The organism is Roseateles sp. GW821-FHT09G09, assembly GCF_059415965.1.
The window spans coordinates 154,409-175,203 of sequence record NZ_JBWKOG010000001.1 but is presented as its reverse complement, the minus strand read 5'-3'; the positions used below and the strand labels follow the sequence as shown (position 1 = coordinate 175,203).

Here is a 20,795-nt window from a genome sequence, read left to right as displayed (position 1 = left end):
GGGCCCCTTCGGGGGGAAGGGACTCCCCCGGCTCCGCTTGGCACAAAAGCTGCAAAGCCTGCTCCGGAAGCAGTCGCCCCGAGTCGCCCCAAACAATCAGGAGCCCCCGCGCATGAAGCCCATCGCCGTCGTCCGCGCCGCAGCCGTCGCCGCCATCGCCGCCATCGCCCTCCCGGCGCTGGCGCAGGAGGCCAACCCGCTGTCCTTCAACGTCAGCCTCACCTCCGACTACCGCTATCGCGGCATCTCGCAGACGCGCCTCAAGCCCGCCCTGCAAGGCGGCGTCGATTACGCCCATTCCAGCGGCTTCTACATCGGCGCCTGGGCCTCCACCATCAAGTGGATCAAGGACAGCGGCGGCGACGCCGACATCGAGATCGACACCTACGCCGGCTACAAGACCGAGGTCGGCGGCGGCGTCACCGTGGACGTCGGCTTCCTGCGCTACAACTATCCCAGCAACAAGCTGCCCACCAGCGCCAACACCAACGAGCTGTACGGCGCCGTCACCTTCGGCCCCGCCACGCTGAAGTACTCGCACGCGATCAGCAACCTGTTCGGCTTCGCCGACTCCAAGCAGAGCGGCTACCTCGACCTCAGCGCCACCTTCGACGTCGGCGGCGGCTTCACCCTGACCCCGCACGTGGGCCACCAGAAGGTGAAGAACAACGGCGACTTCAGCTACACGGACTACTCGCTGACGGCGAACAAGGACTGGGAAGGCTTCACCTTCGGCCTGGGCTTTGTCGCCACCAACACCGACAACTACATCGGCGGCAAGGGCAAGGACCTCGGCAAGAACGGGGTGGTCGTGTCCGTCAAGAAGGTCTTCTGAGGAACCAACATGAAACTGATCACTGCCGTCATCAAGCCCTTCAAGCTGGATGAAGTGCGCGAGGCGCTGAGCGCCATCGGCGTCCAGGGCCTGACCGTCACCGAGGTGAAGGGCTTCGGCCGCCAGAAGGGCCACACCGAGCTGTACCGCGGCGCGGAGTACGTCGTCGACTTCCTGCCCAAGGTGAAGATCGAGGCGGCGGTCTCCGACACCGTCGTCGAGCAGGTCATCGAGGCGATCGAGAACGCCGCCCGCACCGGCAAGATCGGGGACGGCAAGATCTTCGTCTCCCCGCTGGACCAGGTGATTCGCATCCGCACCGGCGAGACCGGTCAGGACGCGCTCTGACCGCCCCCTGAATCCGCGGCCCCCGAGGGAGGCCGCGCCGTCCTCCGCAGCAGTCCTTCGCCGTCCCGCGCGCCGCAGTTCCGCGCGCCCGCCGATCAAGATCCAACGAAGAGAGTCCCGATCATGAAGAAACTACTCGCCTGCCTGGCCTTGGCCGCGGCAGCCTTCACCAGCCTGGCCCCCGCAGCCATGGCGCAGGATGCGGCCTCCGCGCCCGCCGCCGTCGCCAGCGAGACCACCGCCCAGGCGCCCGCGCCGACAGCGCCGGCCGCCGCGCCCGCGGCCTCGGCGCCCGCGGAAGCCGCTTCGGCCGCCGCCGCCCCCGCGCCCGTCATCAACAAGGGCGACACCACCTGGATGATGGTCTCCACCCTGCTGGTGATCATGATGACGGTGCCAGGTCTTGCCCTGTTCTACGGCGGCCTGGTCCGCAGCAAGAACATGCTGTCGGTACTGATGCAGGTGATGGTCACCTTCTCGCTGATCGTCGTCCTGTGGGCCCTGTACGGCTACAGCCTGGCGTTCACCGAGGGCAACAAGTTCATCGGCGGCTTCGACCGGCTGTTCATGAAGGGCATCTGGGACAACGTCGCCGGCACCTTCGCGCCGGGCGCGACCTTCAGCAAGGGCGTCTACATCCCTGAGATCGTCTTCGCCGCGTTCCAGGCGACCTTCGCCGGCATCACCTGCTGCCTGATCGTCGGCGCCTTCGCCGAGCGCATCAAGTTCAGCGCGGTGCTGCTGTTCATGGTCCTCTGGTTCACCTTCAGCTACGCGCCGATGGCCCACATGGTCTGGTTCTGGATGGGTCCGGACGCCTACTCCTCGGCGGCGGTCGTCGATGAGATGAACGGCAAGGCCGGCCTGCTCTGGCAGTGGGGCGCGCTGGACTTCGCCGGCGGCACCGTGGTGCACATCAACGCCGCGGTCGCGGGCATCGTCGGCGCCTTCATGGTCGGCAAGCGCATCGGCTACGGCAAGGAAGCGTTCACGCCGCACAGCCTGACCCTGACGATGGTCGGCGCCTCGCTGCTGTGGGTGGGCTGGTTCGGCTTCAACGCCGGCTCCGCGCTGGAAGCCAACGGCTTCGCCGCGCTGGCCTTCATCAACACGCTGTTCGCCACCGCCGCCGCGGTGCTGGCCTGGTGCATCGGTGAAGCGCTGCTCAAGGGCAAGGCCTCCATGCTGGGCGCCGCCTCGGGCGCCGTGGCCGGTCTGGTCGCCATCACCCCGGCCGCCGGCAACGTCGGCATCGGCGGCGGTCTGGTGATCGGCCTGGTCGCCGGCTTCGCCTGCCTGTGGGGCGTCTCGGGCCTGAAGAAGCTGCTGGGTGCGGACGACTCGCTGGACGTCTTCGGCGTCCACGGCGTGGGCGGCATCGTCGGCGCGCTGCTGACCGGTGTCTTCAACAGCCCGAGCCTGGGCGGCCCCTCGGCCGTCGGCGACTGGGTGACGGCCGCGACGATCGCGCCGGACGCCTACTCGATCGGCACGCAGGTCTTCACGCAGCTCAAGGCTGTCCTGCTGACCATCGTGTGGTCGGGCGTGGTCTCGGTGATCGCCTTCAAGGTGGTCGACCTGGTGATCGGTCTGCGCGTCACCGAAGAGGAAGAGCGCGAGGGTCTGGACATCAGCTCGCACGGCGAAACCGCGTATCACAAGTGATCTGCCGTGCCCCAAGGCCCGCGTCCCGCGAGCCTCACTGGGGCCGGAATGATGCTGGGGGTTCCCGGAGGGACGCCCCCTGCATCGTGGAGTGCCCGCGCTTGACGTGCGCAGGCTGAAACTCCCGAAAACCAACCAGTTCCTGCAATGTTCAAGCCGCCTCAAGAGGGCGGCTTTTTTTCGTCGGTGCTTTCACGCGTGCCGGCGAGCCTCGACCGCTTCCACAATGCGCCGCCATGAACCTCCGCTTTGTCGAAGCCTTCCACTGGGCTGCTTCTCTGCGCAGCATCACGCGCGCGGCGGAGAAGCTGCACATCACGCAGTCCGCGCTGTCCAGCCGCATCGCGACGCTCGAGGAGGAGCTTGGCGTCGTGCTGCTGGACCGGCGCGACAAGCAGTTCCGCCTGACCGTCGCCGGCCAGCGCTTCCAGACGCTGGCGCAGCGGCTGCTCGACGTGCAGCGGCAGGTGAAGGAGGAGATGGGCGGCACCGGCGGCGCGGGCCGGCCGGCGGTGCTGCGCATCGGCGCCATCGAGTCGGTGGTGCACAGCTGGCTCACCGGCTGGCTGCAGGAGATGCGCGCGGCGAATCCGGACTTCGAGCTCGAGCTGACGGTGGAGACCTCGCCGGTGCTGGTCGACCAGGTGCGACGGGGCGCGCAGGACCTGGTCTTCGCCGCGATCCCGGCGGCCGACGCTGGCGGCGTGCGCACGCGGGCCATGGCCTCGATGCCGATGGGCTTCGTCGGCCGCGCCGACCTCCACACGAAGCGGCGCTACGGGCTGTCGGACCTGGCGGGCCACGACCTGCTGACCTTCCAGCGCGGCTCGCAGCCGCACCAGGCCCTGCTGCAGATGTTCCAGGAGTCCGGCCTGCCGCTGCCGCGCGTGCATGCGATCTCGTCGATCTCCGCGATGGTGCAGCTGGTGGAAGGCGGCTTCGGTATCGCGACGCTGCCGGTGGCGGTGGCGGAACAGCTCGCGAAGCGGACCTCGCTGCGCGTGCTGCGCAGCGACACCGACCTGGTGCCGCTGCCGATCCATGCCAGCTACCGCGAGGATCCGAGTTCGCAGCTGACCGAGTCGGTGCTGGACTCCGCGCTGGACCACGTCGCGCGGCACGGCGCGGGGAAGGCGTCCGGCGCGTCTTCCGGGAAAGCCCGCATGGCATCGGCGACGTCCCGGCGCTAAGCGGAAGCGCTGCTGTCGTCATCGAGAAAATCGATGACCGAACGAGAAAAATTTCCGTTGGATCGCAGGGTCGGGCGACTTCCACAATCCGCTCCATCGTCAGACAGCCGCCGCGATCCCGCCATGAGCCCATCGACCGATTCCCTCGATCCCGACGCGTCGTCCGGCGCGCTCGACGTCCGGCTCGCCGCGCGTCGCGGCGGCTTCACCGGTCACACCAGCGGACTGGCCAGCGAGTTCGTCCAGGCGAACCTCGCGATCCTGCCGGCCGCGCTCGCCGCGGACTTCCGCCGCTACTGCGCGCTGAACCCGCAGGCCTGCCCGCTGCTCGGCGTCACCGAGCCCGGGGATCCGACGCTCGCGGCGCTCGGCGCCGACCTGGACCTGCGCACCGACGTGCCGCGCTATCGCGTGTGGCGGGACGGTGAACTCGTCGACGAGCCCACCGACGTGACACGCTGGTGGCGCGACGACCTGGTCGCCTTCGTCATCGGTTGTTCGTTCTCCTTCGAGCACGCGTTGCTGGCCGAAGGCATCCCGCTGCGGCACGTCGAGCAGGGCCGCAATGTCGCGATGTACCTCACCAGCATCGAGACCACGCCGGCCGGCGTCTTCCGCGGGCCGACCGTCGTGTCGATGCGGCCGCTGACCGCCGCCGATGCGATCCGTGCGGTGCAGATCACGTCGAGGCTGCCGCAGGTCCACGGTGCGCCGCTGCATCTGGGCGATCCGTCGCGCATCGGCATCGACGACATCGCCCGCCCCGATTACGGCGACGCCGTCGACATCCGCGACGGCGAGCTGCCGGTGTTCTGGGCCTGCGGCGTCACGCCCCAATCGGCGATCGCGACGGCGCGTCCGCCGTTCTGCATCACTCACGCGCCGGGTCACATGCTCGTGACCGACCTGCTGAACCGGGACCTGATCGCGACCTGATCGCGGCCTGAAAAAAGGAACGACACCATGTGGCTCAGAGACACCACGCCCACCGAGCGGCGCACCCTTGTCGCAACCTTCGCCGGCTACGGCGTCGACGGTTTCGACTACATGATCTACACCTTCCTGATCCCCACGCTGATCGCGGCCTGGGGCATGAGCAAGGGTCAGGCCGGGGCGATCGCCACCGGCGCGCTGCTGACCTCGGCCATCGGCGGCTGGGCAGCGGGCGTGCTCGCGGACCGCTTCGGCCGCGTCCGCGTGCTGCAGTGGACGGTGCTGTGGTTCGCGCTGTTCACCTTCCTCAGCGGGTTCACGACATCCTTCGAGCAACTGTTCTTCACCCGCGCGATGCAGGGCTTCGGCATGGGCGGTGAGTGGGCCGTCGGCTCGGTGCTGATCGCCGAGACGATCCAGGCGAAGCACCGCGGCAAGGCGGCCGGGCTGGTGCAGAGCAGCTGGGCCATCGGCTGGGCGGCGTCGGCGATGGCGTTCTGGGGCCTGTACTCGGTGCTGCCGCCGGAGACCGCGTGGAAGGTGCTGTTCTGGATCGGCCTCCTGCCGGCGGTGCTGATCCTCTACATCCGCCGCAACCTCGACGAGCCGACCATCTACCTGGCCGAGCAGGCACGCGCCAAGGCCCGCGGCGAGCGCGCCAACTTCCTGCGGATCTTCTCGCCGGCGCTGCTGCGCAACACCGTGCTCGCCAGCCTGCTGGCCACCGGCATGCAGGGCGCCTACTACTCGGTCACGACCTGGCTGCCGACCTTCCTCAAGACCGAGCGCCACCTCTCGGTGCTGGGGACCAGCGGCTACCTGCTGGTGCTGATCGCCGGTTCCTTCTGCGGTTATCTGACCAGCGCCTGGCTCTGCGACGCGATCGGCCGTCGCCGCTGCTTCATGCTGTTCGCGCTGATGGGCGGCATCCTGGTGCTGGCCTACACGCAGATGCCGATCACCGACGGCATGATGCTGATGCTGGGCTTCCCGCTGGGCTTCTTCCTGTCGGGCATCTTCTCCGGCATGGGCGCCTTCCTGGCGGAACTGTTTCCCAGCGACGTCCGCGGCTCGGGCCAGGGCTTTTGCTACAACGTCGGACGGGCGCTGGGCGCGGCCTGTCCCGCGCTGATCGGCAGCTTCAGCACGCAGTACCCGCTGGGGCAGACCCTGGGCTGGATGGCGGCGCTCTGCTACGGCCTGGTGATCGTCGCGGCGCTGGCACTGCCCGAGACCCGGGGACGTGAACTCGCCCCCGCGGCGGCCTGAATGAACTCCTTGGACCTCACGATGCAAGCCACCTCTTCGTCCGATCGTTCGTCCGTTCGTTCGTCCGATCGCTCCCCCGGTCGCTCCCCCGATCGCTGGCAGTTCTGGATCGACCGCGGCGGCACCTTCACCGACCTCGTCGGACGCGCGCCGGACGGCACGCTGCAGACGCTCAAGCTGCTGTCGGAGAACCCCGAGCACTACCGCGACGCGGCGGTCGAGGGCATCCGCCGCCTGCTCGGCCTGACGGCCGGCGAGCCGATCACGGCGGACCGGGTCGACTGCGTCAAGATGGGCACGACGGTCGCGACCAACGCGCTGCTGGAGCGCCGCGGCGACCGCACGCTGCTGGTGACGACGCGCGGCTTCCGCGACGCGCTGCGCATCGCGACGCAGGCCCGGCCCAAGCTCTTCGAGCGCCACATCCAGCTGCCCGAGCTGCTGTACGAACGCGTCATCGAAGCCGATGAGCGCGTCGATGCGCAGGGCAACGAGATTTCCGCGCTCGACGAAGCGGCGCTGCGCATCGAGCTGCAGTCGGCGTTCGACGCCGGCCTGCGCGCCTGCGCCATCGTGTTCCTGCACGGCTGGCGCGCCCCGGCGCACGAGCTCGCCGCCAAGCGTCTGGCGCAGGAGGTCGGCTTCACGCAGATCTCGGTCTCGCACGAGGTCAGTCCGCTGATGAAGCTGATCCCGCGCGGCGACACCACCGTCGTCGACGCCTACCTGAGCCCGATCCTGCGCCGCTACGTCGACCAGGTCGCGGCCGAGATGCCCGGCGTGCGCCTGTTCTTCATGCAGAGCTCCGGCGGCCTGACCGAGGCGCGCCGCTTCCAGGGCAAGGACGCGATCCTCAGCGGCCCGGCCGGCGGCATCGTCGGCATGGTGCGCACGGCCGAGGCGGCCGGCCACGACCGGCTGATCGGCTTCGACATGGGCGGCACGTCGACCGACGTCAGCCACTTCGCCGGCGAGTTCGAACGCGCCTTCGACACCGAGGTCGCCGGCGTGCGCATGCGCGCGCCGATGATGAGCATCCACACGGTCGCGGCGGGCGGCGGTTCGGTGATCGCCTTCGACGGCGCGCGGCTGCGCGTCGGACCAGCCTCGGCCGGGGCGAACCCTGGTCCCGCGAGCTATCGCCGCGGCGGTCCGCTGGCCACGACGGACGCCAACGTGATGCTGGGCCGCATCCAGCCGGCGCACTTCCCGAAGGTCTTCGGCGCGGGCGCGGACGAGCCGCTCGACGGCGAGGTCGTGAAGACGCGCTTCGACGAGCTCGCCGCGCAGATGTCCGCCGCCGGCAAGCCGATGACGGCGGAGGACGCCGCCGCCGGCGCGCTGCAGATCGCCGTCGGCGCGATGGCGAACGCGATCAAGCGGATCTCCGTCGCGCGCGGCTACGACGTCACCGGCTACACGCTGCAATGCTTCGGCGGCGCGGGCGGCCAGGCGGCCTGCCTGGTCGCGGACGCGCTCGGGATGACGCGCATCCTGGCGCATCCCTTCGCGGGCGTGCTCAGCGCCTACGGCATGGGCCTGGCCGACCAGACCGCGATGCGGGAAGCCTCGATCGAGCGCGCGCTCGATGCCGACGGCCTGTCGGCCGCGCGCGGGACGGCGGCGTCCCTGGCCGCGCAGGCCGGCGCCGAGCTCGCCTCGCAAGGCGTTCCCGCCGGTGCGCTGCGCACGATCGCGCGGGCGCAGGTCCGCTACCAGGGCACCGACACGGCGCTGACCTGCCCGTTGCCGCTCGACGGGTCGGCGTCGTCCGCGATCGCCGCCGTCCGCGAGGCCTTCGAGTCGGCCTACCGCCGTCGCTTCGCCTTCCTGATGCCGGACCGCGCGCTGGTGATCGAGGCGGTCTCAGTCGAGGCGCTCGCCGCCGGCGCGTCGCTGGAGGCGCCGGCCGAGGCCGCGATCGCCAGCGCGCACCGCCCCGAGCCGCTGGAGCGCGTGCGCATGTACTGCCTGGCCGACGACCAGCCCGCCGGCTGGCGCGACGCCGAACTGCACCACCGCGAGTCGCTGCGCCCGGGCGCGCGCATCGACGGCCCCGCCATCGTGGCCGAGCGCAACGCGACGACGGTCGTCGACGCCGGCTGGCGCGCCGAGCTGCAGTCCTCCGGCGATCTCCTGCTGACGCGGGTCCGCGAGCGCGCCCGCACGCGCGCCCTCGGCACCGAGGCCGACCCGGTCGTGCTGGAGGTCTTCAACAACCTCTTCATGAACATCGCCGAGCAGATGGGCCTGCGGCTGCAGAACACCGCGCACTCGGTCAACATCAAGGAGCGGCTGGACTTCAGCTGCGCGCTGTTCGATGCCGACGGCCAGTTGATCGCCAACGCGCCGCACATGCCGGTGCACCTGGGCTCGATGAGCGAATCGATCCGTTCCGTCATCGCGCGCAACCCGGCCATGACGCGCGGCGACGTCTACGTGCTCAACGACCCGTACCACGGCGGCACGCACCTGCCCGACATCACCGTCGTGACGCCGGTCTTCCTGGACGAGGACGACGCCACGCCCGGCTTCTTCGTCGCCAGCCGCGGCCACCATGCCGACATCGGCGGCATCACGCCGGGCTCGATGCCGCCGTTCTCCAGGGACATCACCGAGGAGGGCGTGCTGATCGACAACTTCCAGCTGGTCGAGCAGGGCCGGCTGCGCGAGGCCGAACTGCAGGCGCTGCTGCGCTCCGGCCCGCACCCGAGCCGCAACCCGGCGCAGAACCTGGCCGACCTGCGCGCCCAGGTGGCCGCCAACGAGAAGGGCGTGCAGGAACTGCAGGCGATGGTCGCGCAGTTCGGCCGCGCCACCGTCGAGGCCTACATGCAGCACGTGCAGGACAACGCCGAGGCCTCGGTGCGGCGCGTGATCTCGGTGTTGAAGGATGGCGCCTTCACGCTGCCGCTGGACAACGGGGCGCGGATCCAGGTGGCGGTCACCGTGGATGCCGAGGCGCGGCGCGCGACGGTCGATTTCACCGGCACCAGCGCGCAGCAGCCCAACAACTTCAACGCGCCCAAGTCGATCACGATGGCGGCGGTGCTCTACGTCTTCCGCACGCTGGTCGACGACGCGATCCCGCTGAACGCCGGTTGCCTCAAGCCGATCGACGTGATCGTGCCCGAGGGCTGCATGCTCAACCCGCATTTCCCGGCCGCGGTGGTCGCGGGCAACGTGGAGACCTCGCAGTGCGTGACCAACGCCTTGTACGGCGCGCTGGGCGTGATGGCGGCCGGCCAGTGCACGATGAACAACTTCACCTTCGGCGACGCGACGCACCAGTACTACGAGACGATCTCGGGCGGCTCCGGGGCCGGGCCGGGCTTCGACGGCACCTCGGTCGTGCAGACGCACATGACGAACTCGCGGCTGACCGATCCCGAGGTGCTGGAGTTCCGCTTCCCGGTGCGGCTGGACAGCTATGCCATCCGTCAGGGGTCCGCGGGCGCGGGCCGCTGGTCCGGCGGGGAGGGCGGCGAGCGCCGCATCCGTTTCCTGACGCCGATGACGGCCTCCATCCTGAGCAACGGGCGGACGTCGGGGGCCTTCGGCATGGCGGGCGGGCAGGCAGGGGCGGTCGGGGAGAACCTGGTCGAGCGCGCCGATGGCCGGGTCGAGGCCCTGGGCCACATCGGCCAGGTGGAGATGGCGCCGGGCGACGTCTTCGTCATCCGGACGCCCGGCGGGGGAGGGTACGGCAGTTTTTGAGGCCCCCTTGAGATGGGGCGAGTAACCCCAATGTGGGCGTGCCTAGAATCGGAACACCGCCCCCCGGCTGTCCAGGCGCCCGCTCATCATGGTCCCTCACCTCATCACCGCCCTGACCGGGCCCATCAATGAACTGGAGCAGCGCGTGCTCGAGTCGATGCCGGCGATCGAACGCTGGTTCCGGCTCGAGTGGATGGAGCACACGCCCCCGTTCTACACCTCGGTCGACCTGCGCAACGCCGGCTTCAAGCTGGCGCCGGTGGACACCAACCTGTTCCCCGGCGGCTTCAACAACCTGACGCCCGAGATGCTGCCGCTGGCCGTGCAGGCGGCGATGGCGGCGATCGAGAAGATCTGCCCCGAGGCCAAGAACCTGCTGCTGGTCCCGGAAGCGAAGAACCGCGGCAGCTTCTACCTGTCCAACCTGGCGACGCTGGTCCGCATCTTCTCGATGGCGGGGCTGAACGTGCGGCTGGGCTCGCTGGACGAGTCGGTCAAGGAACCGACGACGGTGGCGCTGCCGGACGGCAACTCGCTGACGCTGGAGCCGCTGATCCGCCAGCGCTCGCGGCTGATGCTCAAGGACTTCGATCCCTGCACCATCCTGCTGAACGACGACCTGTCGGCCGGCACCCCGGACGTGCTGAAGCACCTGCACGAGCAGTACCTGCTGCCGCCGCTGCATGCCGGCTGGGCGCAGCGACGCAAGAGCCAGCACTTCCGCGCCTACGAGGAAGTCTCGAAGAAGTTCGCCAAGCTGCTGGGCATGGACCCGTGGCTGATCTATCCGCACTCGGTGGCGGTGGACGGGCTGGACTTCGCGACCGGCGCCGGGCTGGACGCGCTGCAGGCGCAGGTCGACGCGACGCTGACGCGCACGCGCCGCAAGTACAAGGAATACGGCATCCAGGAAAAGCCCTTCGTCGTCGTCAAGCCGGACGCCGGCACGCACGGCCTGGGCGTGATGACGATCCGCGACGCCAAGGACCTGGACGTGCTGGCGATCAAGGCGCGCGACAAGCTGGCGAAGCTGCAGGGCGTGCCGGCGCTGTCACAGGTGCTGGTGCAGGAAGGCGTCGTGACGCACGAGCGCATGCACGAGGCGGTCGCCGAGCCGGTCGTCTACATGATGGACCGCTACGTCGTCGGCGGCTTCTACCGCGTGCACGCCGACCGCGCCGAGGACGAGAACCTCAACGCGCCGGGATCGAGCTTCGTGCCGCTGGCCTTCGCGCATTCGTCGCACCTGCCCGCGCCCGGCGAGAAGCCCGGCGCCAGCGCGCCCAACCGCTTCTACATGTACGGCGTGATCGGCCGCCTCGCGATGCTCGCGGCCAGCTACGAGCTGGAGACGACCGATCCGGACGCCGAGGACTACGCCTGAAGACGCCTGACGTCGCCTGACGTCGCCTGACGTCGCCTGACCGCGGCGCTGCAACGCTCTGCGGGTCAGGTCTTGCCGCCGCCGGGACAGGCCGCCTCCAGCAGCAGCTGCCTGAAGCGCTCCACCGCCTCGACCTGCGTGTCGGGCAGGTGCCAGACGCTCATCGGTCCGAGCCCGAGGTCCACCGCGTGCGGCAGGATCACCACCACGCCCTGCTTGGCGGCCGCCATCGCCATGTCGTGCGGCATCACGGCCACCAGCGGCATCTCCCGCATCAGACCCAGCGCCAGCATCGCGTCCCCGCACTCGATCAGGTCGGTCGGCGGGGCGAGGTCCATCTCCTGCCAGAGCCGGTCCATCAGCATCCGCGTGCGCGTGCCCGGCAGCTGCCAGAGCCAGCGCTGCTGGCTCAGCACTTCCCAGCTCAGCTTGGGCGTGCGCGCCAGCGGGTGCTGCGCGCTCATCGTCAGCACCTCCGGCTGCGCCAGCAGCGACACGCGGGCGAGTCCCAGCGGCTCGTCCTGCGGCATCGCGCGCGCGACGACCAGGTCCAGCGTGCCCGCCTGCAGCTCCGCGAACAGCGAGCGCAGCGCATGCGTGCGCACGCTCAGCGTCACGCCCGGGTTCTCGCGCTTCATCGCCGTGATGGCCGCCGGCAGCAAGCGTGCCAGCGATGCATTGGTCGCCCCGATGCGCACCTCGCCGGACGCGCCGCGCACCATCGTGGCGACGTCGCCCGCGGCGCGTTGCAGGTCGGCATCGAGCTTGCGCGCCAGCGCCAGCAGCCGGCGTCCCAGCGGCGTGGGCTGCATGTTGCGTCCGCGCCGCAGGAACAGGGTTTGTCCCAGCCCCTGCTCCAGCTCCGCCAGCGTCTTGCTCACTGCGGGCTGCGTCACATGCAACTGATCGGCGGCAGCACTGATGTTGCCTGTGTCGTTGAGGGCCAGCAGCACCCGCGCGTGGCGCAACGACATGCGTCGGATGACGAAGTGTTCGGCGGCTTCGGGTGACGTCGATGACGCATTCATAACCAAAGTTTCACAAGTCCATCACAAAGCTTCATGGCTCGAAAGACACGCCTCCTTAACGTGAGCAGGTCTCTCCCAAGTTCTCCCCGCGTCACGTCACAGGAGCTTTCTTTCCATGGTCCGTCGAATTTCCCGCCCGCAGCGCCTGCGGTCCCTGCAGCCCGCGCAACTCGCGGTGGCCGTCGCCCTCGCGCTCGCCAGCCAGGCCCACGCCCAGCAGGCGGCCGCCGCGGCCGCCGCGCCCGCATCGGCGCCGGCCGCTGCGGCCGATGACTCGAAGAAGCTGGAGCGGGTGGAGATCACCGGCACGCTGATCAAGCGCACCGACAAGGAAACGCCATCGGTCGTCCAAAGTATCACGCGCGAAGACATCCGCAACTCCGGATATGCCAACGTCGAGGAACTGTTGCGTGCGAACTCCGCCGTCGACCTCGGCTCGATCGGCGACGGTGCGGCGTCGGGCTTCGTCGGCGGCGTGTCGACGATCTCGCTGCGCGGCTTCGGCTCGCAGGGGACGCTGATCCTGATCAACGGCCGGCGCACCGCGCCGGTCGCGGCGGTGGACGTGAACTTCGGCCGCGGCACGATGATCAACGTCAACACCATCCCCAAGGAGGCGATCGAGCGCATCGACATCCTGAAGGACGGCGCCTCGGCGATGTACGGCTCGGACGCGATGGCCGGCGTCGTCAACTACATCCTGCGCAAGGACTACCAGGGCATCGAGGGCAGCGCCTCCTACGGCGCCAACGACAAGGGCGTCGGCGCGACGAAGAACGGCGCGATCACCTTCGGCTTCGGCAACCTGGACACGCAGCGCTTCAACGTCTTCGGCGGCCTGGAGGTCTCCAAGCGCGACAGCGTCATGGCCAACGAGCTGAAGGACCGCGGCAACCTCGCGCTGCAGAACCAGTACCTGACGTCCAACGGCTCGCTGGCGCGCTTCACGCCGGACTCGTCGGGGTCGTTCTACGGCAACTACTACAAGGTGCCGACGAGCCTGAGCGGCTCCACCACGATCGGCGGCATCAGCGTCGCCAACAACAGCCTGTCGGGCACCAACTACCTCGGCACGCTGGCGGGCTGTCCGGCGGACCGCACCGTCGGCCAGGGCGTACCGAACCGGCCCGCGGGTTTCCTGCCCACGACCGGTTCGCTGCCCACGGGCCTGTGCCGCTTCAGCCTCGACGACGCGGACGAACTGATCGCCAAGCAGGACCGCCAGAGCGGCATGGTGCGCGGCACCTTCGCGATCAGCAACGACCTGACCGCGTATGCCGACCTGATGTACTCCAAGACCAAGACGACGGAGCAGCGCGTGCCGTACGCGCTGACGACCTCGCTGGTCACCGCGGGCAATCCGGTCGCGACGACCTGGCCTAAGCTGGACGGCAGCTTCCTGCGCCAGAACGCGATCATCCTGCCCGTCGGCCACCCGGACAACCCGACCAACGGCACGGCCAACTCGCAGGCCGTGCAGCTGATCTACCGCTTCGAGGACCTGCCCACCGGCGACATCAACATCCTGCGCTCCACGCGCCTGACCGCGGGCCTGGAAGGCACGGCCTTCGGCTGGGACTTCGACACCGCGATCCTGGTCAGCCAGAACAACAACGAGCGCTTCCAGGAGGGCCGCGTGCGCAGCTCGCTGCTGAACGCGGCGATCGCCAACGGCAGCTACCGCTTCGGCAAGCCCAACTCGCAGGAGGCGATCAACAGCGTGTCGTCGACCGCGTACAACGAGGGCAAGTCGCAGCTCGTGTCCTGGGACGTGCGCGGCAGCCGCGAGCTGTTCCAGTTGCCGGGCGGCCCGGCCGCGATCGCGATCGGCACCGAGCTGCGCAAGGAGAAGCTGGACGCCATCCCCGACGCCGTCTACGGCACCGGCGACTACATCGGCCTGGTGGCCAACGGCGCTTCCGGCAGCCGCAAGTCGTACGCCGCGTTCACCGAGCTGAGCCTGCCCGTGGTCAAGCAGCTCGAGCTGCAGGCCGCGGCGCGCTACGAGCACTACGACGACTTCGGCAACAGCACCACCGGCAAGGCCGGCTTCAAGTGGACGGCGCTGCCCTCGCTGATGGTGTTCCGCGGCACGGCGGCGACGGGCTTCCGCGCGCCGGCGATCTCGCAGATCGGCAACTCCTTCGCGCTGTCCTTCCACAGTTTCCAGGAGCGCCGCGTCTTCGACAGCCTGCGCTGCGACACCAGCAACCCGAACGCCCCGGTCAGCAAGGCGCCGGTGTCGGTGAACCGCGACTGCAACGTGCTGGGCTTCACCGCGGTGCCCTCGGGCACGACCAACCCGGGCAGCATCCCGACAGTGATCAGCGCCAACCCGAACCTGGAGCCGGAGAAGTCCAATTCGTTCACCGCCGGCATGATCTTCACGCCGAGCAAGTACGCCGACCTGGCGATCGACGGCTGGTACTTCCACCGCAAGAACGAGATCCGCTCGCAGCGCGGCGTGGACATCATGGATGACTACAACGCCAACCCCAGCTCGGGGAACGTCCAGGTCGTGCGCGATCCCAATCCGGAGACCTGGCTGCCGGGCGTGGCCAACAGCGGCCCGATCATCATGCTGGTGCGCCAGTACGGCAACAACGAGTGGACCAAGACCTCGGGCGTGGACTACGACCTGAACGTCCGGCTGCCGGCGATGGCGTGGGGCAAGTTCAGCATGAACGTCAACGGCACGTACACGGCGCGCTACGACCAGCTCGTGGTGAAGGGCCAGGCGGTGCAGCACCAGGTCGGCACGACCACCTCGGACATCTCCAAGACCCGCGCCAGCGCGACGTTCAAGTGGGACACCGACCAGGCGCGCGCCTGGATCCGCTTCAACCACGCCGATCCGCTGTCGAGCACGGTGTGCAGCTCGCTGACCGCGGCGCAGCGGACCTTCCTGAGCAACCTCAACCGCTGCCGCGTGGGACGTGACCGCACGATCGACCTGGGGGCCTCGTACAGCGGCTTCAAGGGCCTGACCCTGGCGGCCAGCGTCATGAACGTGACCAACGACTACGACCGCGCCAACGGCATCCCGACGGTGTTCAGTTACTACGACAGCGGCGCGTCCAACGTGCTGGGCCGCCGCTTCAACCTGAGCGCGAGCTACGTGTTCCAGTGATCGCCGTCAACCCCCGCCCCCGCAACGGTGGCGGGGGGCATTGACGCACTGCACAACGGAAGGCAGACAATACGTCCTTTCGACTTCCGGCAGCCCGGGCGGCTGCCGCGACCCTTGTGAGTTCACACCACGCGCCCCGTACGCCGGCCGCCCTGGCCGGCCTGACCATCGGCGCCCTCGGTGTCGTCTACGGCGACATCGGCACCAGTCCCCTGTATGCGCTGAAGGAAGTCTTCCACGGCGCGCACGTCCCCATGACGCACGACAACATCCTCGGGGTGCTGTCGCTGCTGTTCTGGACCATGACCATCGTGGTCTCCTTCAAGTACGTGCTGCTGATCCTGCGCGCCGACAACAACGGCGAGGGCGGCCTGATCGCCATGCTGGCGCTGGCCACGACGGCCGTGCGCGAGAAGCCGCCGCTGCGGCGCGGGCTGATGCTGGTGGGGCTGTTCGGCACGGCGATCTTCTTCGGCGACGCGGTGATCACACCGGCGATGACGGTGCTCTCGGCCGTCGAGGGCATCGAGGTCTACGCGCCGCAGTACCACGACGCGGTGGTGCCGATCTCGCTGGTCGTGATCGCGGGGCTGTTCGCGGTGCAGCGTTTCGGCACCGGCGGCGTGGGCAAGGCCTTCGGGCCGGTGATGCTGGTGTGGTTCACCTCGCTGGCGCTGCTGGGCATCCCGAAGATCGTCGGCAATCCGCATGTGCTGCAGGCGATCAACCCGATGTGGGCGATCGACTTCTGCACCCACTACGGCTGGATCGCCTTCGTGGCGCTGGGCGCGGTGGTGCTGGTGGTGACCGGCGGCGAGGCGCTCTACGCCGACCTGGGCCACTTCGGCAAGCAGCCGATCCGCATCGCCTGGTACAGCTTCGTGATGCCGGCGCTGACGCTGAACTACTTCGGCCAGGGCGCGCTGCTGCTGGACAACCCGGAGGCGATCAAGAACCCGTTCTTCCTGCTCGCGCCGAGCTGGGCGGAGATCCCGCTCTTCATCCTGGCGACGCTGGCGGCGATCGTGGCCTCGCAGGCGCTGATCACGGCGGCGTTCTCGGTGACCAAGCAGGCGGTGCAGCTGGGCCTGCTGCCGCGCATGCGCATCGTGCACACGTCGGTGCGCGACATCGGCCAGATCTACGTGCCCTTCGTCAACTGGGGGCTGTTCGCCTTCGTCGTCGTGGCGGTGGCCTTCTTCGAATCGTCGAGCAAGCTGGCCGGCGCCTACGGCGTGGCGGTGACCATCGACATGACGATCACGACGGTGATGACCTTCTTCGTGATCCGCTTCGGCTGGCGTTATCCGCTGTGGCTGTGCGTGGTCGCGACCGGGGCCTTCTTCGTCATCGACGCGACCTTCCTGGCGTCCAACCTGCTGAAGGTGGCGCACGGCGGCTGGTTCCCGCTGCTGATCGGCTTCGGCATGTTCACGCTGATGCTGACCTGGAAGCAGGGCCGCCGGCTGCTGTCGGACAAGCTGCGCGAGGACGCGATCGACCTGAAGAGCTTCCTCGAGGCAGTGTTCATCAACCCGCCGACGCGGGTGCAGGGCACGGCGGTGTTCCTGTCGGCGGAGGTGGGCGTCACGCCCAACGCACTGCTGCACAACCTCAAGCACAACAAGGTGCTGCACGAGCAGAACCTGTTCGTCAGCGTTAAGCATCACGAGGTGCCGTGGATCGGCTTCGAGAAGCGCGTCGAGGTGGAGAGCCTGGACAACGACTGCTGGCAGGTCAACCTGCACTTCGGCTTCAAGAACGAGCCGGACGTGCCGGATGCGCTCAAGCTGCTGGAGCAGCGCGGGGTCCACCTGGACGAGATGGAAACCAGCTATTTCCTGTCGCGGGATATCGTGATCCCGACGATCGGGTCGGGCATGGCGCTGTGGCGGGAAAAGCTGTTCGCGAGCATGCACCGCAATGCGGCGGCGGCGGCGGATTTCCTGCATCTGCCGACGAATCGGATCGTGGAGTTGGGGTCGAAGGTCGAGATCTGAGCGGGGTCGACTGCGAATCGCCAAGCGCGGGCGCTCCGCAGGGCATGGGGCACCCCTCCAGGGACCCCAAGCCCTACTCCGGCCCCACCCGCATCCGCTGACTGCACGTTGAATCCGGGTTGAGCCGGTTGCCGGTTGCCTGTCGCCTGTCGCCGGTCGCCGGTCGGTATGCTCCGGGCATGAATCGCTGGATGAAAGACCTGTCCCTGTCCGCCGTGGTCGCGGGTTTCGTCGCGGTGCTGGTGGGTTTCACCAGCTCGGTGGCCATCGTGTTCCAGGCCGCGCAGGCGCTGGGCGCGACACCGGCCCAGACCAGCTCGTGGATCTGGGCGCTCGGGCTGGGCATGGGGCTGACCAGCCTCGGCCTGTCGCTGTGGACCCGGCAGCCGGTGCTGACGGCGTGGTCCACGCCCGGCGCGGCACTGATCGCGGGCGTTTCCGGCATCTCGATGCCTGAAGCGGTGGGCGCCTTCATCGTCTGCGGCGCGCTGATCCTGATCGCCGGTGCGACACGCTGGTTCGAACGGATCATGGACCGCATCCCGATCGCGATCGCCTCCGCGCTGCTGGCCGGCGTGCTGGCGCGCTTCGGCCTGGACGCGGTGCTGGCGACGAAGACCGCGCCGGCGATGGTCCTGACGATGGCGCTGACCTATGTGCTGGCGCGTCGTTTCCTGCCGCGTTATGCGACGCCGCTGGTGCTGGTGGCCGGCATTGCCGTCGCGGCCTCGCAGGGGCGTCTGCATCTGGAAGCCGTCGTCTGGGATTGGGCGACACCGGTGTGGGTCACGCCGTCGTTCTCCGTGACCGCGCTGGTGGGCGTGGCCCTGCCGCTGTTCCTGGTCACGATGGCCTCGCAGAACCTGCCCGGCGTCGCCGCGCAGCGGGCGTCGGGCTACCAGACGCCGGTGTCGGCCAGCATCGCCGCGACCGGCTTCGCCTCCATCGTCTTCGCGCCCTTCGGCGGCTATGCGTTCAACCTGGCGGCGATCACCGCGGCGATCTGCATGGGGCGCGAAGCGCACGAGGATCCGGCGCGGCGCTACATGGCGTCGGCGATGGCGGGGGTGTTCTACCTCGTCATCGGTCTGGCGGGCGGCGCGGTCGTGGGGCTGCTGACGGCCTTCCCGCGGGAGCTGATCGCCGCCGTGGCCGGGCTGGCGCTGCTGGGCACGATCGCCGGCGGCCTGTCGGCCGCGCTGAAGGACGAGGCTCACCGCGACGCCGCCATCCTGACCTTCCTGGTGACACTGTCGGGACTGAGCCTGCTGGGCGTCGGCTCGGCGTTCTGGGGCGTGGTCGCCGGTGCGGTTTCTCTTTTGGTGCAACACTTCCGGAATCGTTGAGACCCTGCCGAAAGCCTTGCCCATGAAACTGCTGTTCGTCGCCGATCCGCTGTCGACCTTCAACACCTACAAGGACTCCACGTTCGCGATGATGCGCGAGGCCGCCAGGCGCGGTCATGAACTCTGGGTCTGCGAGGTGCCCGACCTGCTGTGGGTCAGCGGCGGTCGCGTGACCGCGCTTGCGGCGAAGCAGCTGACGCTGACGCCCGAGGCCGTTGCCAGCCAGGCCGGGACCAAGCTGGCCGTCTGGCACGCGGTCACCGCGACGCAAGACCTGGCCCTGGGCGACGTCGACGCGGTGCTGATGCGCAAGGACCCGCCCTTCGATTCGGAGTTCTTCTACGCCACGCACCTGCTGGAGCAGGCGGAGCGCGAAGGCGCGCGCGTGTTCAACAAGGCGGCGTCGCTGCGCGACCATCCGGAGAAGCTCGCGATCCTGGAGTTCCCGCAGTTCATCGCGCCGACGCTGGTGACGCGCTCGGCGGCGGCGATCCGCGCGTTCCACGCGGAGCACCAGGACATCATCCTGAAGCCGCTGGACGGCATGGGCGGCATGGGCATCTTCCGCGTCAAGGCGGACGCCTTGAACCTGGGCAGCATCATCGAGACGCTGAACAAGAACGGCGCGCAGTCGGTGATGGTGCAGCGCTTCGTGCCGGAGATCGTCAAGGGCGACAAGCGCATCCTGCTGATCGGCGGCAAGCCGGTGCCGTACTCGCTGGCGCGGATCCCGCAGGGGACCGAGGTGCGCGGCAACCTGGCCGCGGGCGGCAAGGGCGTCGCGCAGCCGCTGAACGACGACGACCGCCGCATCGCCGAGGCACTGGGGCCGGTGCTGGCGGCGCGCGGGCTGCTGCTGGTGGGGCTGGACGTGATCGGCGACAAGATGACCGAGCTCAACGTGACCAGCCCGACCTGCTTCCAGGAAATCATGGAGCAGACGGGCTTCGACGTCGGCGCGGTGTTCATCGACGCGCTGGAAGCGGCGATCGCCGCGGCGCGCTGATCGCGGCAAGGTTTTCGGCCGCGATCACGCAGGCGATCGCGGCCCGCACCGGGACATCGACATGACTTTCGAATTGATCAGCGAGCACGCCAGTTTCGGCGGCGTGCAGCGTTTCCATCGCCACAACTCGGCCGAGATCGGCCTGCCCATGCGCTTCGCGCTGTTCCTGCCGCCGGGCGGCGCGCGGGCGGTGAAGGGCCTGCTGGTGTTCCTCGCGGGGCTGACCTGCAGCGAGGAGACCTTCACGATGAAGGCCGGCGCGCAGCGCAAGGCGGCGGAACTGGGACTCGCGCTGCTGATGCCGGACACGAGCCCGCGCGGCGACGCGGTGAGCGCGCTGCCGGGGGCGACGGCGTCGTGGGATTTCGGCGTCGCGGCGGGGTTCTACCTGGATGCGACGCAGGCGCCGTGGGCGACGCACTGGCGCATGGAGAGCTACCTGATGCGGGAGTTGATCCCGCAGGTGCAGGCGTCGCTCGGGCTGGACGCATCGAAGACCGGGATCGCGGGGCATTCGATGGGGGGCCACGGCGCGCTGACGCTGGCGCTGCGGCATCCGGGCGCGTTCGCGTCGGTGTCGGCGATCGCGCCGATCGCCGCGCCCAGCCGTTGCCCGTGGGGCGTGAAGGCCTTCACCGGCTACCTCGGCGAGGACCGCGACGCCTGGCCCGCGCATGACGCGAGCGCGCTCATCCAGGCGCAGGCGCGGGCGCCGTATCCGCATGGGATCCTGGTCGACCAGGGGCTGGCGGACAAGTTCCTCGTCGAGCAGCTGTATCCGGAAGCGCTGGAGTCGGCGTGCGCGTCGATCGGGCAAGCACTGACGCTGCGCCGCCACGAGGGCTACGACCACGGCTACTACTTCATCGCGACGGTGATCGACGATCACCTGGCGCATCACGCGCGGCAGCTGATCGACTGATCATCCAGCCCGCGCGCCACCT

14 protein-coding genes are annotated in these 20,795 nt (G+C 69.2%); 13 read left to right on the top strand and 1 reads right to left on the bottom strand.

Annotated elements, in window-relative coordinates; genetic code table 11:
• Positions 1-112: 112 nt before the first annotated feature.
• From AC07O8_RS00775 to gshA, 8 genes are all read left to right on the top strand, one after another.
• Positions 113-835, top strand: a complete 723-nt coding sequence (locus AC07O8_RS00775; protein ID WP_495046230.1) for a TorF family putative porin — start codon at positions 113-115, stop codon at positions 833-835.
• Between the two features lie 9 nt (positions 836-844).
• Positions 845-1,183 (top strand): P-II family nitrogen regulator, encoded by a 339-nt coding sequence (glnK, locus tag AC07O8_RS00770; protein ID WP_067279313.1) that lies wholly within the window; start codon positions 845-847, stop codon positions 1,181-1,183.
• Positions 1,184-1,306: 123 nt separating this feature from the next.
• Entirely contained in the window at positions 1,307-2,848 is a 1,542-nt protein-coding gene (amt, locus tag AC07O8_RS00765; RefSeq protein WP_495046229.1) for an ammonium transporter, read from the top strand.
• Positions 2,849-3,084: 236 nt separating this feature from the next.
• Positions 3,085-4,038 carry a LysR family transcriptional regulator gene (locus tag AC07O8_RS00760; protein ID WP_495046228.1) on the top strand — a complete coding sequence of 318 codons (954 nt, stop codon included), beginning with the start codon at positions 3,085-3,087 and terminating at the stop codon, positions 4,036-4,038.
• A gap of 123 nt (positions 4,039-4,161) precedes the next feature.
• Positions 4,162-4,974 carry a putative hydro-lyase gene (locus tag AC07O8_RS00755; RefSeq protein ID WP_495046227.1) on the top strand — a complete coding sequence of 271 codons (813 nt, stop codon included), beginning with the start codon at positions 4,162-4,164 and terminating at the stop codon, positions 4,972-4,974.
• A 27-nt stretch (positions 4,975-5,001) separates the two neighbouring features.
• The gene (locus AC07O8_RS00750; RefSeq protein ID WP_495046226.1) at positions 5,002-6,240 is read left to right on the top strand and encodes an MFS transporter; all 1,239 of its coding nucleotides are present in this window, start codon (positions 5,002-5,004) and stop codon (positions 6,238-6,240) included.
• A gap of 21 nt (positions 6,241-6,261) precedes the next feature.
• Positions 6,262-9,957 (top strand): hydantoinase B/oxoprolinase family protein, encoded by a 3,696-nt coding sequence (locus tag AC07O8_RS00745; protein WP_495046225.1) that lies wholly within the window; start codon positions 6,262-6,264, stop codon positions 9,955-9,957.
• Between the two features lie 88 nt (positions 9,958-10,045).
• Positions 10,046-11,341, top strand: a complete 1,296-nt coding sequence (gshA, locus tag AC07O8_RS00740; RefSeq protein WP_495046224.1) for a glutamate--cysteine ligase — start codon at positions 10,046-10,048, stop codon at positions 11,339-11,341.
• A gap of 65 nt (positions 11,342-11,406) precedes the next feature.
• Here the strand turns inward: gshA and AC07O8_RS00735 are convergent, their stop codons facing one another.
• Positions 11,407-12,315 (bottom strand): LysR family transcriptional regulator, encoded by a 909-nt coding sequence (locus AC07O8_RS00735; RefSeq protein WP_495046223.1) that lies wholly within the window; start codon positions 12,313-12,315, stop codon positions 11,407-11,409.
• 169 nt (positions 12,316-12,484) lie between these two features.
• Between AC07O8_RS00735 and AC07O8_RS00730 the strand changes: the two genes are divergently transcribed.
• The 5 genes from AC07O8_RS00730 (at position 12,485) to fghA (ending at position 20,773) form a co-directional block, all read left to right on the top strand.
• On the top strand, positions 12,485-15,499 hold the full coding sequence (locus AC07O8_RS00730; RefSeq protein ID WP_495046222.1) for a TonB-dependent receptor domain-containing protein: 3,015 nt from the start codon (positions 12,485-12,487) through the stop codon (positions 15,497-15,499).
• Positions 15,500-15,615: 116 nt separating this feature from the next.
• The gene (locus AC07O8_RS00725) at positions 15,616-17,499 is read left to right on the top strand and encodes a potassium transporter Kup (protein WP_495046221.1); all 1,884 of its coding nucleotides are present in this window, start codon (positions 15,616-15,618) and stop codon (positions 17,497-17,499) included.
• Positions 17,500-17,678: 179 nt separating this feature from the next.
• Entirely contained in the window at positions 17,679-18,845 is a 1,167-nt protein-coding gene (locus AC07O8_RS00720) for a benzoate/H(+) symporter BenE family transporter (protein WP_495046220.1), read from the top strand.
• A 22-nt stretch (positions 18,846-18,867) separates the two neighbouring features.
• Entirely contained in the window at positions 18,868-19,851 is a 984-nt protein-coding gene (gshB, locus tag AC07O8_RS00715) for a glutathione synthase (protein ID WP_495046219.1), read from the top strand.
• Positions 19,852-19,912: 61 nt separating this feature from the next.
• Positions 19,913-20,773 (top strand): S-formylglutathione hydrolase, encoded by an 861-nt coding sequence (fghA, locus tag AC07O8_RS00710; protein ID WP_495046218.1) that lies wholly within the window; start codon positions 19,913-19,915, stop codon positions 20,771-20,773.
• Positions 20,774-20,795: the final 22 nt, after the last annotated feature.